This is a genomic window from Pandoraea nosoerga (genome assembly GCF_902459585.1).
GTDB classification, from domain to species: domain Bacteria; phylum Pseudomonadota; class Gammaproteobacteria; order Burkholderiales; family Burkholderiaceae; genus Pandoraea; species Pandoraea nosoerga.
Genome location: NZ_CABPSC010000017.1, coordinates 21,560 through 36,565, shown reverse-complemented (window position 1 = coordinate 36,565; position 15,006 = coordinate 21,560). Strand labels below are relative to the sequence as shown.

Sequence of the window (15,006 nt, the reverse complement as noted above, 5' to 3'; positions counted from 1 at the left end):
GACTATCGTGGCCTATCAGCCCCCTTCGATCGTCGGCGAGCACTATCCGCTCACGGACAAGCAGCGGCGCCTGCTGGCGCTCGCGGAGCAGGTCGGACGCGAGTCGCTCGCGCCGCGCGCCGCGCGCTGGGATCGCGAAGCGTCGTTCCCGTTCGAGAACTACGACGACATGCGCGCGGCAGGCTTGCTCAAGCTGTGCATTCCCGAGTCGCACGGCGGCCTCGGGGCTGACTTTGCCACGTACATGATGGTCTCCGCCGAGCTGGGCCGCCACTGCGGCGCGACCGCGCTCACGTTCAACATGCACACCTGCTCGATGATGTGGACCGGCATTCTCGCCGACGATCTCGACATGACGCCCGAGCAGCGCGCCGAGCATCAGAAATATCGTGAGCATCACTTCGCCCGCGTGATCCAGGACGGTGCGATCTATGCGCAGCCGTTCTCGGAAGGAAGCGCGGCGGCAGCGGGCAAGGCGCCGTTCGGCACGACCGCCACGAAAGTGGCGGGCGGCTGGAAGATCAACGGCCGCAAGATCTTCGCGTCGCTCTCGGGCGCGGCGAACTATTACGGCGTGTTGTGTACCGAGGACAAGCCCGAGCTGTCGATGAAGGACACGTTCTACATCGCCGTGCCGGGCGACGCCCCGGGCGTGACCGTCACGGGCGACTGGGACCCGCTCGGCATGCGCGGCACGGTCTCGCGCACGCTGCTGTTCAAGGACGTTTTCGTGCCCGACGAGTTGCAGCTCATGCCGCGCGGCGTCTACTATCAGGCCGCGAGCCGCTGGCCGCACATGTTCATGACGCTGGCGCCAACCTACATGGGCATTGCGCAAGCCGCGTATGACTTCACCGTTCGCTATCTGCGCGGCGAAGCCGAGGGCATGGGCGCGCCGGTCAAGCGCCGCATGTACCCGACCAAGCAGATCGCGGTGGCGCAGATGCACATCATGCTCGAGCAGACGCGCGCACTGTTCCTGCGCGCGCTGCAGGACGGCCGCGCCGACCCCGGAAAGGAAGCGCGTCTGCGTGCTTACGCGGCGCAGTACACGATCATGGAAAATGCCAACGAGCTGTGCCGCCTCGCAATTCGCACCTGCGGCGGGCAGTCGATGCTCAAGACCTTGCCGCTCGAGCGCATGTACCGCGATTCGCGCTGCGGCGCGCTGATGCTGCCGTGGACGGCCGAGCTTTGTCTCGACCGTATCGGCCGCGAGGCGCTCTACGAACCGGGCGAGCGCGACGAGTAATCCGCTCGTCCGCCTCTCTTGTCACGGAGAACAAGTTGACGCCTTTTGTAGAAGCGCTTGCCGCTCACGCGCGTGCCACGCCCGGACGGCTGGCGTTGCGTTGCGGCACCGGCAATGACGCGCAGCAGACGGACTACGCCGCGCTGTGGCGGCGCATCGAGCGCGTGGGCGGGCATTTGCGTGAGACGTGGCGCATCGCGCCGGGCGACCGCGTTGCCTGCCTGGGCCTGAACGACGAGCTGCAAATCGCGCTGCTGTTCGCCTGCGCGCGCGCCGGCGCGATTTTCTTGCCGCTGAACTTCCGTCTGGCCGTCCCGGAACTGGCCGCCATCGTGCGCCACGCCGGCGTGCGCGTGCTGTGGTTCGACGCCATGCACCGCGCCGCCGCCCGCCAGATCCGTCACGCCCTGGAGCAGACCCCGATCGCCGATCTGCCGCCGCCGGCCATCGCGCCGATCGAAGGTCTGATCGCGGTGCCGTCGGCCAAGCCGGTCGAGTATCCCGAGGTCGCCGCCGATGCGCCGGTGCTGCTCGCTTACACGTCCGGCACGACAGGCGAGCCGAAGGGGGCGCTGCATACCCAGGCCGGCCTGCTCGCGAACGCGCATGCCAGCTGGTGGGCGCACGACATGAGCGCCGCCGACCACGTGCTCTCCACGCTGCCGATGTTCCACGTCGGCGGCCTGTGCATCCAGACGCTGCCCGCACTGTTGCGCGGTGCGAGCGTGACGCTGCACCCGCGTTTCGATCCGGCGGCCTGGCTGGCCGACGTCGCCGCGCATCGGCCGACGCTCTCGCTGATGGTGCCGGCGACGATGCGCGCGGTGCAACTGCATCCACAGTGGGCGGCGACCGATCTCTCGTCGCTGCGTGGGGTGATGGCCGGCTCGTCGGTGGTGCCGATGTCGGCCATCGAGGCTTTTCACGCGCGCGGCATCCCGCTCGGCCAGGTGTATGGCGCGACGGAGACCGGGCCGGTGTCGATCGCGTTGCGCTTTGGCGAGGCGACGGCCCACCCCGGCGCGGTAGGGCGCGCATGCCCCGGTGTCGAGGTGCGACTCGTGGACGTCGCGGGCGCCGACGCGGCGCCCGGCGAGGTGGGCGAGATCGTGATTCGCGCGCCCAATGTCATGCGCGAATATTGGCGCGCACCGGCACATCCGTCCTTCGAGGCCGGCTGGTTCCGCTCGGGCGATCGGGCCCGGCTGCGCGAGGACGGCTGCTTCGAGGTCGTGGGTCGCAGCAAGGACATGATCATCTCCGGCGGCGAGAACATCTATCCGGCGGAAATCGAGAACGCGCTGGCCGACTGTCCGGGCGTGCTCGAGGCGGCCGTCGTCGGCGTGCCGGACGAGCGCTGGGGCGAAGTGCCCGTCGCCGTGATCGTGCCGGCTTCATCGTCGTCGGACGGCTCGCCCGTTACGCAGCAGGCGGTGCTCGACTTCCTGTCCACGCGCATCGCCCGGTTCAAACTGCCTCGTCGCGTCGTCCTTCGCGAGACGCTGCCGAAGAGCGCCCTTGGGAAAGTCCAGAAACCGATTCTCATCGGCTGGCTATCGTCGTTCACGGACCCCCCAACGTCGACCGACAATCGCTAATCGGAAGCGACATTCCAATTTTCCCGGAACACGCCGAAGTCATTGATTTGAAATGGCTTCGGCGTTTTTTTATCCTCGTTTTCCGCGATGCATAAGGGAAAATCCCTATGCGTAAAGCTCGTCTTTGTTATCATTGAGTGAGAATTTGATTTTTTGTTTTGGGAAATTGCGCAGCAAGATAGCGCCCATGCCGTGATCGGCGGCGCAGTTCCCTGATTCCGCTGATCTTTCTGCTTGCTTCCGTTTTTCTCAGACGATGGACACCACCGAAGCGCATTCGGTCTCCGAGCGCGTGCTGCAGGTCCTTGTGACCGTTGCGCGTCACGGACGGCCGATCGCGGCACGCGAGATCGCCGCGCAAACGAGCCTGCCGCTCTCCACGGTTTATCGCCACCTCGTGCCGCTCAAGAAGTGGGGGCTGGTGCAGGAGCACGCCCATGAGGCGCTCTACGAGCCAGGGCCGGTCGGCGTGCAACTGGCGTGGGGTTTCGACCACAACTCGCATCTCGTCACCCAGGCCCGCGAGGAAATCGAGGCGCTGGTGCAACGCACCGGCGAGACCGTGGGTCTGCTCGTCGCGGCCAACGGCCAGGTCGTTTGCCTCGACATGCACGAGAGCGAGCAGTCGCTGCGCTGCTCGTTTGCCAAGGGGCGTGCGCATCCGCTGGTGCACGGCGCGTCGGCCAAGGCCTTGCTCTCATTCCTTCCGCAGGCCACGCGCGAAGCGCTGATCGGGCGCCAGCTCGCTGGCCAGCCGGTAGCGCAGGAGCGCCTTGCCGCGCAGATCGAGGAGATTCGCAAGCAGCGGTATGCGGTGTCCGAGAGCGAAGTCGACTTCGGCGTCTGGGGCGTGTCGGCCCCGGTGTTCGCCGCCAAGGAGCGTCTGGAAGGCACCATCACGCTGATGGCGCCGGCTGTGCGCGTGGCGCAGCGCCACGAAGAGCTGATCCGCCTCACGGTGGCGGCAGCAGAACGTATTTCAAATCGCTTGCAGTACTTTTAACCGGTTATCCGACCGAGACTACACGAAGGAGTACCCAGATGAAATTGCGTCACATCCTCTTCACGATGGCGCTGGCCGTCACCTGCTCGAGCAAGGTTTTCGCCGCCGACGACGTGCTGCGCGTGGCCACCGATGCCACCTTCGCGCCGTTCGAATACGTGGAAAACGGCAAGCGCACCGGCTTCGACGTGGAACTGATCGAAGCGCTGGGCAAGGCGATGGGCAAGAAGGTCGAGTGGACCGACATCGACTTCAAGGGCCTGATTCCGGCCGTGCTGTCCAAGCGCGTGGACGTCGCCGCATCGGCCATCTACATCACCGACGAGCGCCTGAAGGTCGTGAACTTCACGCACCCGTACTACACCGGCGGTCTGGCGATCATGGTCAAGGCGGACAACACCTCGATCAAGGAGCCGGCAGACCTGAACGGCAAGAAGGTGTCGGTGCAGGTCGGCACGAAGTCGGTGCAGTTCCTCAAGGACAGCTATCCGAAGGTCGAGCGCGTGGAAGTCGAGAAGAACGACCAGATGTTCGAGCTCGTGAAGATCGGCCGCTCCGACGCCGCCGTGACCGGCAAGCCGGCCGCGCTGCTGTACGCCAAGGCCAACCCGAGCGTGAAGGTGCTCGACAAGACGCTGACCGTCGAGCGCTATGGCTTCGCCGTGCGCAAGGGCGACACCGAACTGACCAACGAACTCAACAAGGCGCTGGAGAAGGTTCGCGCCGACGGCACCTACACCGCGCTGGTGACGAAGTATTTCGGCAGCGCCAAGTAAGGCCGAGCGGTTCGACACGCAATACCGGGCGGGCGCTCCGTCACCCAGAATGCGGGGTGACGGCGCCCGCCGACGCAACAAGGCAGTAGAGCAACTGACGGAGTACGCATGGAACTCGATTTTTCGCCGGTGTGGGCGAACTGGCAAGACCTCGCGCGCGGAGCGCTCGTTACCATCGAGGTAACCGCCTGTGCGCTGGCGCTCGGCTGTGTGCTGGGCCTGCTGGTCGGCATGGGGCGCCTGAACCCGGCGCACCGCATCCGGTACGGCATCTGCACCGCCTATGTCACGTTCATTCGGGGCACGCCGCTGCTGGTGCAACTGTTCATCCTGTTCTTCGGCCTGCCTCAGTTCAACATTCTGCTGCCGGCATTCATGTGCGGTGTGCTGGGCCTGGGCATCTACAGCGGCGCCTACGTCTCGGAGATCGTGCGCGGGGCCATCCAGTCGATCGAGCGCGGCCAGATGGAAGCCGCCCGCTCGCTCGGCATGCCCTATGGCATGGCCATGCGCTCGGTGATTCTGCCCCAGGCCGTCGTGCGCATGATCCCGCCGCTTGGCAACGAATTCATTGCGCTGATCAAGAACTCGGCCCTCGTGTCGCTGCTCACCATCCACGACGTGATGCACGAAGGCCAGAAGATCATCAGCGTGTCGTATCGCTCGCTGGAAGTGTATCTGGCGATCGCGTTCGTCTATCTGATCCTGACCGGCGTCACCACGCTGCTCCTGCAGCGCGCCGAGAAGTCCCTGCGCGCCGGAGGTGCCGTGCAATGAGCGAAGTGAAGAAAGAATTCGGCGCCCCGATCCTGAAGATCGAAGGGCTCGGCAAGGCCTACGGCAGCCATCAGGTGCTCAAGGGCATCGATTTCGAAGTCGATGCGCGCCAGGTCGTCGTGGTCATCGGCCCGAGCGGCTCGGGCAAGAGCACGTTCCTGCGCTGCTGCAACGGATTGGAGACGGCCGAGCAGGGCACCATCGAAATCGTGGGCAAGAAACTCGTCGATCACGGCAAGATGATGGGCGAGAGCGCGCTCAACCAGCTGCGTACCGACGTGGGCATGGTGTTCCAGTCGTTCAACCTGTTCCCGCATCTGAGCGTGCTCGATAACGTCACGCTCGCGCCGAAGAAGCTGCGCGGCATGAAGAGCGCACAGGCCGAGAAGCTCGCTCGCGAGCTGCTCGCCAAGGTGGGCCTCGCCGCGAAGGCGGATGTGTTCCCGGGTACGCTCTCGGGCGGCCAGAAGCAGCGCGTCGCGATTGCGCGCGCGCTGGCCATGCAGCCGCAGGTGATGCTCTTCGACGAGCCGACCTCCGCGCTGGACCCGGAACTCGTCGGCGAAGTGCTGCAGGTAATGAAGGCGCTCGCCAATGACGGCATGACGATGCTCGTCGTCACGCACGAAATGGGGTTCGCGCGCGAAGTGGCGGATGTGGTCGTCGTGATGGATCAGGGCCGCATCATCGAGGCCGGTCCGCCGGAGCAGATCTTCACGGCGCCGCGCGAAGCGCGCACGCGCGAATTCCTGCAAGCGGTCATCGCACGGTAAGGCAAGGCGGGCAAGGTATGACAATCGATAGAACGGTCTGGCAAGGCCGTGTGGACACCGGCGAAGCCGGTCACACCCTGCGTCTGCACCAGGTGCTGCGCGACTACGACGCCTCGCAGGTCGCCGGCGGCGCCGTCGTGCTTGGCTTTTGCAGCGACGAAGGCGTGCGCCGCAATCACGGCCGGCAAGGCGCCGTGGCCGGCCCCGACATGCTGCGCCGCGCGCTGGCGAGCCTGCCCGTGCACGGCACGCCCGCCGTGTTCGACGGCGGCAACGTGGTGTGTGCCGACAACCGGCTCGAAGCCGCGCAGGCCGCTCTGGGCCACCGCGTGGCCGAGGTGCTGGCCGCGGGCGCGCGGCCGGTCGTGTTGGGCGGTGGACACGAGATCGCCTATGGCACGTTCCTCGGCGTAGCCGAGCACTTCGGCGACCGCCTGCGCGACGAGCCGATCCTGATCCTCAACTTCGACGCGCACTTCGACCTGCGCGCGCAGCCCACGGCGAGCTCGGGCACGCCGTTCTGGCAGATCTCGCAGTTGCTTGCGGGACGCCAGGCGCCGTTTCACTATGCATGTCTGGGCGTGAGCCGTTACAGCAACACCGACGCACTGTTCGAGCGCGCGGCGTCGCTGAACGTGGACTACTGGCTCGACGAGACGATGCTCGCGCATCGCCTGCCGCAGATGTGCGAGCGCCTGGAAAAGAAGCTCGCGCAGGTGAGCCACGTGTACCTCACGATCGACATGGACGTGTTGCCGGGCGAGAAGGCGCCGGGCGTGTCGGCGCCGGCCGCGCATGGGGTGGCGCTGGAAGTCGTCGAGACGCTCATCGGCGTGGTGCGCCGCTGTGGCAAGCTGCGCGTGGCAGACATCGCGGAGTACAACCCGACATACGACCGCGACGGCCTGACGGCTCGCGTGGGCGCGCGGCTTTTGCATCCGCTCATCACGCAGTCGACCGACTAGGCGTCGCGCGTCGCCCGGCGCATCACTCGCGCGTAGGGTTATTTGCGCCGTTTGCCGGACTTCTGCGCGACAATGGGGCGGGTGCTCACCACGAGCGCCCGCCCCATTGGTTTCGTGCGTGTCCTGTGCGCCGCACCTATCGACAAGCGAGGTCATGATGACAGAGCAGACGAACGCCCCGAGCGATACCCGAACGGAAGTGGCCACGCTGGCCGGGGGCTGTTTTTGGTGTCTCGAAGCTTGCTACCAGCAGCTCGACGGCGTGAAGTCCGTCGTCTCCGGTTACGAAGGCGGGCACGTCGACAATCCATCGTATGAGCAGGTCTGCCAGGGCGATACGGGACACGCCGAAGTCGTGCAACTGACGTTCGATCCGGATGTCCTCACCTTCGAGGAACTGCTGGTGGTGTTCTTCTCGATTCACGACCCGACCACCGTCAATCGCCAGGGCAACGACGTGGGCACGCAGTACCGCTCGGCCATTTTCTATCACGACGAGACGCAGAAGGACGTCGCCGAGCACCTCATTGCCGAATTGATGGCCGAGATGACGTTCTCCGCGCCGATCGTCACACAGGTGGTGCCCGCGCAGACGTTCTGGCCGGCCGAGGCCTATCACCAGAATTACTTCCGTCAGCACCCCGAGCAGGGCTACTGCGCCTATGTGGTTGCGCCCAAGCTCAAGAAATTCCGTGAGAAGTTCGCGCGTCGACTCAAGCCGGCGGCCTGAAGCGTAGCGGCGCGGCGGCGTGGCGTGGGGCTTTGCGCCTGCGTGCGCACGGTCCGGTGCCACTGACGAGCGCGCCGTGGGGCTGCGTGCGCGCTCCTCGCTCACCGCCGACCGGTCGCGGGCCGGCGGCGAAGCGAGGCGTGCCGGTAGGGCCGCAAGATGGTGCTGCGGACATTTCGCTGACATTTCGAGGACATTTCACCCGACATTTCGCGGACGTTTCACCACATTTCGCCCCCATTTCGCCCCCATTTCGCCCACATTCTGCCGACAGTCAGCCCGCCATCCGTCGGCTATCTGTCGACGATCTGCGGCTATCCGACGACACTGACCGGCGTGCCGTCTCCTTCGGAAAGCAGGATCAGGCAAGGTTCTCCGACGTCGGCCGCGTGTCCATAGGCCGCATCGAAGCTGTCGAAATAGAACGCTTCGGCCGCGCCGCGCACCTGCTGCGTGATGATCTCGAAACGGTGATGGTCGAAGCGGATGTCCAGATACGTCCGGCTCTCGTAAAACCAGACCACATGGCCGGCGAAGGGCAGCCGGGCCGGCACTTCGGGAAGGGCGGCCCGGTCACGGAGAAAAGCGCCTTGCGCCGTGGGGGGCTGCGTTTGCCGGGCATCTGACGGGACCGACGCCTCCGATGCCCCGGATGCCCCGGATGCCCCCGATGCCCCCGATGCCCCCGATCCTTGCCACTTGTTCGAGGTCTGCGGTCCCTCCAGCGTATCGAGCCAACGTCGGTAGTCGGCTCGCATGGTGCGATCGATCATGCGCGAATCTCCTGATGGTGGCGACGACGACGCTTTGTGCGGCATCGTGCGATGGTGCGGCCGTTGTCCGGCAGGGCGTTTTCCGGCAATGGCAGGCGGCCGTTGTGTTCACCGTCCGGTCCGGGCGGTCGGGCGGCGGCGGGGGCAGGCGCGCCTGGTCCGTACTGCCGGCGGCTGACGCGGCTGCGACTCGCGGGCAGCAGCCAGGTGCCACCCGAACCCGCCGGCCCTGAGACACATGATGCCGGGCAGCGCCGGCCGCGGGGTGAAGGGACGTCCGAAAGTCATATCGGACAACACCTCGTATTCGATGCAGGGCGTATCAGCGAAGGGCGCCGGGCGCGTGGCACGAATGACGCGAATGACGCGAATGACGCGAATGGCCGGGTAGCCCTCGGGAAGCATTCGGCGGCACGGCGCGAGCCTCGTCATCGGACGCGCCCCTGCGGCGGGCGTCACGTACCCAGAGCACTTTTGTCGCCGCGCCGGCCGCGGACTCGGCAGCGCCTTGCGCGGCGTGTCCGCCCGCAACGCCAGACAACATCGGGTCTTTCGACTTCCGCTTCCCGCCGTCCAACGATCCTGAGCCATTTCGGCCTGGAAAGCCGCACGGCGCCTGAACGTTCATATCTTCATTATTTTTCGCATAGAATGACGACTCCCCTCCATGAAGTCTTCAGGTAGTCCGCCGTGCGCCCCCTGCCTTTTCGCGACGCGTTGATGGCCATGATCGGCATCGCGCTCGTCAACATGCTGGTCGCTCTCGACCAGACCGTCGTCAGTACCGCACTCCCGTCCATCGTCGCCGAGCTCAAGGGCTTCGAGTATTACGCGTGGATCGCGAGTATCTATCTGCTGGCCTCCGTGGTGACCGTGCCGGTGTTCGGTCGCCTTGGCGATTACTTCGGCCGTCGCCGTTTCGTGATCGCCTCGGTGCTGACCTTCACCTTCGCGTCGCTGCTGTGCGGCCTCGCGCCCAACATGCCGTTCCTCGTCTTCGCGCGCGCACTGCAGGGCGTCGGCGGCGGCATGATGGTCGGCACGGCGTTCGCGTCGGTTCCCGACCTCTTCCCGGATGCCCGTTCGCGCGTGCGCTGGCAGGTCGTGATCACCACGGCGTATGGCATCGGCACGGCGGCCGGCCCGTCGCTCGGAGGACTGCTCTCGGAGCATTTCGGTTGGCGCTCCACGTTCTTCGTGAATCTGCCCGTCGGGCTGGCGGCGCTGTACTTCGTGTGGCGATACCTGCCGAAATTCCCCCCCGCGCACAAAGGCGACGTGCGCGTCGACTGGCGCGGCGCGCTGTGGATTGCCGTGGTGCTCGGCGGCTTCCAGGTGTTCATCGAGAACGTGCCGGCGCACGGCGCATCGCTTGGCAATCTCCTGCTGATGGCGGCGGTCGCCGTGGGCGTCGTCGCACTGCTGCGCACCGAGCGGCGTGCCTCGCATCCGATCGTGCCGCTCGACATGTTCCGCCACTCGCAACTCGTGGTCCTCTTCACGCTGTCCGTGCTGATCGGCTTCGTGATGTACTCGCTCATCTTCTTCGCGCCGCTGCTGCTGCAGGGCGGCTTCGGGCTGAGCCCGCAGGCGGCCGGGCTGATTGCGACGCCCATCGCGGCGTGCATTGCATTGGGCAGCTTCATCAACACGCCCATCGTGGTAAGGCTCGCGCGCCCGACGAACATGCTGATTCTCGGCTTCTGTCTGCTGGCAGTGGCGTCGGCGGGCGTGGGACTCGCGCATCGCGACACGGCGCACGGCCTGCTGGCGCTGGCCATGGCGTGCGCGGGCATTGGCATCGGCTTCATCCTGAACAACATGAACGTGTTCGGACAAGAGATCGCCGGCCGCGAACGCTTTGGCATCACGACGGCCCTGCTGCAATCCACGCGCATGGTCGGCGGGATGCTCGGCACGACCATCGTCGGGACGCTGGTCAATCATTGGTACGCCAGGGGCGTATCGGGCGCCGTGTCCGGCTACGACGGCACTCCGGCCGCGCACGCCGTGGCGCGCGCGCTGGATCCGCGCATCCTCATCGATCCGGCCTTGCGAGCCGACTTGCTGACCGATCTGCGAGCGATGGGCGTCGACGGCATGCCACTCGTCGAAACCGCGCGACAGACGCTGGTGAGCGCCGTTCACGCCGGTGTGCTGCTCACGGGGGTGGCGGCCATCATCGCCGCGTTGCTGGTGCGGCGCATTCGTCAGATCCAGTTCCCGAAGCGTCTCGAGCGCTCCGCGATGGCGGCGCCGGAATAAGCCGGATTCGGGGTCGGACCCGTCCGAGCTCGAAACGTCTGCCGTCCGAAATCGAAAGCACCGGAGGCGCAAGCGGCCGCCAAAATGCCGGGTCGGACCCGACCTCGTTTACAATGCGCGGTGTTTGCCGGGTGAGCCGGCATCACCGAATTTTGCGAACGAGGTTTCCATGATCATCAAGCCACGCGTGCGCGGCTTCATCTGCGTCACCACCCATCCCGTCGGCTGCGAGGCCAACGTCAAGCAACAGATCGAGTACGTGAAGGCCCAGGGGCCGATCGCGAATGGCCCGAAAAAGGTGCTCGTGATCGGTGCATCGACCGGCTACGGCCTCGCCGCACGCATCACGGCGGCCTTCGGCTGCGATGCCGCCACGCTGGGCGTATTCTTCGAGCGCGCGGGCAGCGAGACCAAGCCGGGCACGCCAGGCTGGTACAACACCGCGGCCTTCGACAAGTTCGCGACCGAAAAGGGGTTGTACGCGAAGAGCATCAATGGCGACGCGTTCTCCAAGGAGATCAAGGCGAAGACCATCGAGACCATCAAGCGCGATCTCGGCCAGGTGGATCTGGTCGTCTACAGCCTTGCTGCGCCGCGCCGCACGCACCCCGAAACGGGCCAGGTGTTCAGCTCGGTGCTCAAGCCGGTCGGCCAGTCGGTGACGCTGCGCGGCATCGACACGGACAAGGAAGTGGTCAAGGAATCGGTGTTCGAGCCGGCTACGCAGGAAGAAATCGAGAACACCGTCGCGGTGATGGGCGGCGAGGACTGGCAGATGTGGATCGACGCGCTCTCGCAGGCGGGCGTGCTGGCCCCGGGCGCCAAGACGACGGCGTTCACGTATCTGGGCGAGAAGATCACCCACGACATTTACTGGAACGGTTCGATCGGCGCTGCCAAGAAGGATCTGGACGAGAAGGTGCTGGACATTCGCGCCAAGCTTGCCGCGAATGGCGGCGATGCGCGCGTGGCGGTGCTCAAGGCGCTCGTCACGCAGGCCAGCTCGGCCATTCCGATGATGCCGCTGTACCTTTCGCTGCTCTTCAAGGTCATGAAGGCCAAGGGCACGCACGAAGGGTGCATCGAACAGATCTACGGCCTGTACAAGGACAGCCTTTACAGCGCCACGCCGCAACTCGACGACGAAGGCCGCGTGCGCACGGACCAGAAGGAACTGTCGCCGGACGTGCAGGCCGAAGTCGCCGCGCTGTGGAACCAGGTGACCGACGAGAATCTGTACGAACTGACGGACTTCGCAGGTTACAAGCACGAATTCCTGCGTCTGTTCGGCTTCGAGGTCGATGGTGTCGACTACGAGGCGGACGTCAATCCGGACGTGCCGATCGCACACCTCGTGGCGTAAGGGCCGGCGCGGCACCGCCGCCACGCTACCTTCGCAATACCGACGAGGCAATACCGACGAGGCAATACCGACGAGGCAATACCGACGCAATACCGAGGCAATGCCACCACAATACCGCCGCAATATGGCGGGGTGGTGGCAGGCCCATGGTCGAGCGTCGCTCCGCCGATCCGTCGCTCCGTCGATTCGACGATAGCGCGATAAAACAATGGCCCGGACTCGGCATCGCTGCCGGCCCGGGCCATTGTCGTTGCTGCGTCAGGACCTCACCCGGCCTCGGGCGATGGCGCCGCTGCGCTGCGCGACAATTCGCCGATGCGCTCGGCCAGCGCCTGACACGACAGGGGCGACGAGCCTTCGGCCTTGTTGTTGACGATCACGTATACCGGATGGCCGGCGAGGGCATAGTGGGTTGCGAGCGCGGCCAGGACGTCGCGCGTGACGGGGTCGGGATCGACGATCTTGTCGAACGGTGCGTACTTCGCCTTGGCCTGCTCATAGCGGTGAGCGCTGTTCAGATTCCAGCGCACCACCAACGGCCCGGTGCCCGCTTCATCGAGCATTGCCAGGGCGGCCGCCTGACGTTCCACGTGAGGCATGCGCGCATGCAGGCCGATGCAATAGCGCACGCCCAGTTGACCCAGCGTGCGCATTAGGCGCGGGGTAAGCAGTGCGCCGTCGCGAATCTCCAGGGCGTAACACGGGCCCGGCAGCGTCACGCCATCCGGAGTTGTTTCGCCTTCGGGCAGCGGCGGCAGCGCCGCGAAGAACGCCTCGATGCGCTGGATGAGGCCGGGAACGTCGCGCAGCAAATCGGCCGGTAGCGGGGAAATCTGGAACACGAGTACGCCAGCCTTCGGGCCGAGGCCTGCCAGACAAGGCGCGACGAATTGCTCGGTCGCGATGCGCGCATCGAGAAAGCACGGATTGTCGCCCAGGCCTTCACCCTTGTCGCCGCGCACGAGCGCGTCGGTCACGGCACTGGGCGCCTTGACGAGAAAGCGGAAATCGTCGGGCACCTGCTGCGCGTACTTCTGGTACTCGACGATCGACATCGGTTTGTAGAACGAGCGGTCGATGCCGACGCAGCGCAATACCGGATGACTGGCGTAGGCGGCGAGGCCCTCGCGGGAGAGCCTGGTGTCGCTGTAGTCGTCATCCCAGACAATGCCTTTCCAGCCGGGAAACGACCACGACGACGTGCCCAGACGGATGTTGGCAGGCAACTGTGCACCGAGCGTGCGCGTGGCGGCGGGGTGGTCCGCCGCGCCGACGCCGCCGCGGCGGACGGCGCCCGAGTGCCTGCCGGCGCCGGAGGGCGAGGGGGACGAGGCGGATGAGGGGGCCGAGGGGGCCGAAGCGTCGCCATCGATCTGCCTGGCGCGTTTGCCTGCCGGTGGATCGTCAGGCGGCGCGCCAAACAGATCGAACTGACTCATCGGTTTTCGTACATATAGCGGCGCGACCAGGGCAGGCGCTTGGCCGACTGACCGGCCTTGCGGCACACGACCTGATAGATCGAGACGTGATCGTGCTCGAACGCATACGCGCAGCCCGCGAGGTACACGCGCCAGACACGGAAACGCTCTTCGCCGGCGAGTTCGCGCAGGCGCGGCGCATGGGCTTCGAAGCGCTCCGACCAGAGCGTGAGGGTGCGCGCGTAGTGACGACGCAGGCTTTCCACGTCGCTCGCCTCGAGCCCCCCACGCTGCATCGACTCGAGCGCAAGGCTGATGTGCGGCAGTTCGCCGTTCGGGAACACGTACTTGTCGATGAACTCGCCGCCGCCCATGGCCGTCTCGCCGCTGTCCGGATCGGTCGACGTGATGCCGTGGTTCATGGCGATGCCGTCGTCCTTGAGCAGCGAGGCCATCTTCGCGAAATAGTCCTTCAGGTTCTTGCGGCCGACGTGCTCGAACATGCCCACGCTGGTGATGCGGTCGAACTGGCCCTCGACGTCGCGGTAGTCCTGGATGCGAATCTCGATCCGATCCTGCAGGCCGAGCTGCTTCACGCGCTCGGTCGCCAGATCGAACTGATTTTGCGAGAGCGTGACGCCGACGCATTTCGCACCGAACTTCTGCGCTGCGCGAATCACCAGGGCACCCCAGCCGCAGCCGATGTCGAGCAGCGTCTGCCCCGGCTGTAACTGGATCTTGGTGAGGATGTGGTCGATCTTCTTCTCTTGCGCGGTGTCGAGGTCCTCGTCGCCATTCTCGAAATAGGCGCACGAATACACCATGTTCTTGTCCAGCCAGAGCTGGTAGAACTCGTTCGACACGTCGTAGTGAAACTCGATCGAGCGTTTGTCGGACTTCTTGCTGTGATTGAAATGACGCACGGCCCGCTCCAGTGGGCCGATGGTCGTGAGGCTGCTGCCCGCGAGGGCGTAGCTCATGTCGATGACGTCCGTCAGCTTGCCTTCGACATCGATTTCGCCCTTCACGTATGCCTCGCCGAGATTGTCCAGGCTGGGGCTGAGCAGGCGCGTCATGGCCGCGGGACCATTGACGCGCAACGTTACGCTGGGGTTGTCGAACGCACCAAAGTCATAGTGCTGTCCGTTCCATAGCGCGAGGCGGATCGGCAGGTTGGAGGATGTCTTGACGCCGCTGACCCAGTTTTCGAGTTTTTTCTCCCACAACATGGATGTGCTCCAAGTGTCACCAAAAAAACTTCAAATCCGTACCGCACGGCGCGGCGACGTCTCCTCGTCAATCGGGCGGGCAGG

13 protein-coding genes are annotated in these 15,006 nt (G+C 65.6%); 10 read left to right on the top strand and 3 right to left on the bottom strand.

Going from position 1 to position 15,006, the window contains the following annotated elements; all coding sequences use genetic code 11:
* Positions 1-7: 7 nt before the first annotated feature.
* The 8 genes from PNO31109_RS18950 to msrA all read left to right on the top strand — a co-directional run bounded on the left by PNO31109_RS18950 (position 8) and on the right by msrA (position 7,874).
* A complete protein-coding gene (locus PNO31109_RS18950; protein ID WP_150557001.1) occupies positions 8-1,252 on the top strand; it encodes an acyl-CoA dehydrogenase family protein in 1,245 nt (414 codons plus the stop codon).
* Positions 1,253-1,287: 35 nt separating this feature from the next.
* The gene (locus PNO31109_RS18945; protein ID WP_150557000.1) at positions 1,288-2,850 is read left to right on the top strand and encodes a class I adenylate-forming enzyme family protein; all 1,563 of its coding nucleotides are present in this window, start codon (positions 1,288-1,290) and stop codon (positions 2,848-2,850) included.
* Between the two features lie 256 nt (positions 2,851-3,106).
* A complete protein-coding gene (locus PNO31109_RS18940) occupies positions 3,107-3,853 on the top strand; it encodes an IclR family transcriptional regulator (protein WP_150556999.1) in 747 nt (248 codons plus the stop codon).
* Positions 3,854-3,891: 38 nt separating this feature from the next.
* The gene (locus PNO31109_RS18935) at positions 3,892-4,629 is read left to right on the top strand and encodes a transporter substrate-binding domain-containing protein (protein WP_150556998.1); all 738 of its coding nucleotides are present in this window, start codon (positions 3,892-3,894) and stop codon (positions 4,627-4,629) included.
* 108 nt (positions 4,630-4,737) lie between these two features.
* The gene (locus PNO31109_RS18930; protein WP_150556997.1) at positions 4,738-5,406 is read left to right on the top strand and encodes an amino acid ABC transporter permease; all 669 of its coding nucleotides are present in this window, start codon (positions 4,738-4,740) and stop codon (positions 5,404-5,406) included.
* Positions 5,403-6,179: an amino acid ABC transporter ATP-binding protein gene (locus PNO31109_RS18925; RefSeq protein WP_150556996.1), complete on the top strand. Its 777-nt coding sequence runs from the start codon at positions 5,403-5,405 to the stop codon at positions 6,177-6,179. The genes PNO31109_RS18930 and PNO31109_RS18925 overlap by 4 nt, the downstream gene beginning before the upstream one ends.
* Before the next feature lie 17 nt (positions 6,180-6,196).
* Entirely contained in the window at positions 6,197-7,144 is a 948-nt protein-coding gene (gene hutG, locus PNO31109_RS18920; RefSeq protein WP_150556995.1) for a formimidoylglutamase, read from the top strand.
* A 154-nt stretch (positions 7,145-7,298) separates the two neighbouring features.
* Positions 7,299-7,874 carry a peptide-methionine (S)-S-oxide reductase MsrA gene (gene msrA, locus PNO31109_RS18915; protein ID WP_241014303.1) on the top strand — a complete coding sequence of 192 codons (576 nt, stop codon included), beginning with the start codon at positions 7,299-7,301 and terminating at the stop codon, positions 7,872-7,874.
* Positions 7,875-8,188: 314 nt separating this feature from the next.
* Here the strand turns inward: msrA and PNO31109_RS22015 are convergent, their stop codons facing one another.
* Positions 8,189-8,647 (bottom strand): hypothetical protein, encoded by a 459-nt coding sequence (locus PNO31109_RS22015; RefSeq protein WP_174966470.1) that lies wholly within the window; start codon positions 8,645-8,647, stop codon positions 8,189-8,191.
* A gap of 726 nt (positions 8,648-9,373) precedes the next feature.
* Here PNO31109_RS22015 and PNO31109_RS18905 point away from each other — a divergent pair.
* Positions 9,374-10,912: an MFS transporter gene (locus PNO31109_RS18905; RefSeq protein WP_150557063.1), complete on the top strand. Its 1,539-nt coding sequence runs from the start codon at positions 9,374-9,376 to the stop codon at positions 10,910-10,912.
* A 169-nt stretch (positions 10,913-11,081) separates the two neighbouring features.
* Positions 11,082-12,275, top strand: coding sequence for an enoyl-ACP reductase FabV (gene fabV / locus PNO31109_RS18900; protein ID WP_150556993.1), 1,194 nt, complete (start codon positions 11,082-11,084; stop codon positions 12,273-12,275).
* 266 nt (positions 12,276-12,541) lie between these two features.
* Here the strand turns inward: fabV and PNO31109_RS18895 are convergent, their stop codons facing one another.
* Complete coding sequence (locus PNO31109_RS18895; RefSeq protein WP_150556992.1) at positions 12,542-13,714, bottom strand: DUF72 domain-containing protein; 1,173 nt, start codon at positions 13,712-13,714, stop codon at positions 12,542-12,544.
* On the bottom strand, positions 13,711-14,922 hold the full coding sequence (locus PNO31109_RS18890; protein ID WP_150556991.1) for a class I SAM-dependent methyltransferase: 1,212 nt from the start codon (positions 14,920-14,922) through the stop codon (positions 13,711-13,713). Before PNO31109_RS18890 ends, PNO31109_RS18895 begins: the two co-directional genes overlap by 4 nt.
* Positions 14,923-15,006: the final 84 nt, after the last annotated feature.